The following is a 1621-nucleotide window of genomic DNA, read 5'->3' as shown; positions in this document are numbered from 1 at the left end:
TTAAACATGTTTAAAAGGAGTATTAAAATGTCTAAAAAACACCTTAAACGAATAGAAACAATAGTGCCTCATACAGAAAAAAGAGTCGACATTGAATTAAATGGTAAGAATTTAATTATCATAGGAGGCAATGGCTGTGGGAAAACTCGGCTTCTGGATTTAGTATATAGACGAGTTTTTGGTCATGTTGTAGAAAAAGAAAACAAAAGCCTAAATGAATTGTATAGAGACCTAGAGACCGTACAGAATTACATCAATAAAGAGGGGCCTTCCGGATCTCTATATGATTATCGGTTGAGTCAGAAAAAAGAGGTAAAGGATAAAATCAGGGAAGCCAAAAAATCTACTGTTTCTATCCGAAGTCTGGACGATTTCATTCTCTCTAAGAAAAGAAATGAATCTGTTCTTGTTTTTTTTGATTCAGGTAGGAAGTCAGAGATAGACAAACCAGTTTCAATTGAGCCAATAGAGGTGCTTAAAGAGCAAAAAGAAAATTTAGGAGCAAAAGCTGCTTTTCCTAGATTAAACGGAGAGTATTTTGAAAAATATCTTGTATCTTTAAAAACAGAGCAAGCTCTCTTAGCCGTGGATAATGGTAAAGATGAGGAATTTAATAGGATTAACTCATGGTTTCTAAAGCTAGAAGAGGATTTAAGAGATCTTTTTGAAGATGATGGTTTAAGGTTGTTGTTTGACAGGAAGTCGAGGTGCTTCAAACTGAAACAAAAAGGTAAAGATAGTTTTTCATTTCAGTCCTTATCCTCGGGGTTTTCATCTATCATGGCTATATATGCTGAGTTACTAACGAGGGTGTCGTTAAACTCGATCGAGCCGGAATGCTTAAAGGGGCTTGTCTTTATTGATGAAATTGATGCTCATTTACATGTATCACTCCAGAAAAAAATATTATCATTTTTTACGAAATCATTTCCAAACGTTCAGTTCATTGTGACGACACACTCACCTTTTGTAGTCTCATCAGTTGACGATGCTTTAATCTATGATTTGTCTCGCTGTGAAAGTGTAGAAGATCTTTCCATGTATTCCTATGAGGCAGTTTTAGAGGGGCTTTTTGGTGTTAGTTCAGCATCAACAGAGCTGCAAGATAACATAAAAGAGCTATCAAATCTTCTCAATGAATCACCTATTGATGTAAATAAGATTCAGGATTTATTACGTAATATTCCTGAAGATAGAGACGTTCTAGATTATGAGTCAGATTACTTTGTCAAGTCGGCAGAGTTAGCTATAAAAAAATTAAAGGGGTAACGTTTTGTTTAATGTTAACAGATCAGAGCCAGAACCAGAATCCCTAAAAAGAAAGTCTAATTATAACAGTAAAGATGTGCTGGAAGCTTTGGAAAAATCATTTCATGGAAAGTGTTATATATGTGAGACCAAAAGCCCTATTAGTATTAATATAGAGCATTTTATATCACATGGAGGTGATGATAGTTTAAAGTATAAATGGAGCAACCTATACTATTCATGTTCTCGTTGYAATAATATTAAGCTAGATAGATATAACTCTCTGATTGACTGCTGTGACCCCGATGTTGATGTTGTTAGAGCAGTTAAGCATTATCCACCAAAAACAGCATATTCTAATATAATAATAGAG

The 1621-nt window shown here is 34.3% G+C and carries 1 protein-coding gene and 1 pseudogene; both read left to right on the top strand.

Annotated elements, in window-relative coordinates:
• Nucleotides 1–27: 27 nt before the first annotated feature.
• Entirely contained in the window at nucleotides 28–1269 is a 1242-nt protein-coding gene (locus BZG72_RS15945) for an AAA family ATPase (protein ID WP_077667276.1), read from the top strand.
• A gap of 4 nt (nucleotides 1270–1273) precedes the next feature.
• Nucleotides 1274–1621: pseudogene (locus tag BZG72_RS16375) on the top strand (HNH endonuclease); the annotation flags it as partial.

Origin of the sequence: Salinivibrio sp. PR6 (assembly GCF_001995955.1) — a bacterium.
Classification (GTDB): Bacteria; Pseudomonadota; Gammaproteobacteria; order Enterobacterales; family Vibrionaceae; genus Salinivibrio; species Salinivibrio siamensis.
The sequence above is the reverse complement of the archived record's forward strand: the minus strand, read 5'-3'. Positions and strand labels throughout refer to the sequence as shown.

Excerpts from the sequence above, each read along its gene's own strand:
- BZG72_RS15945 (WP_077667276.1), top strand. The coding sequence starts at position 28 with ATGTCTAAAAAACACCTTAAACGAATAGAAACAATAGTGCCTCATACA.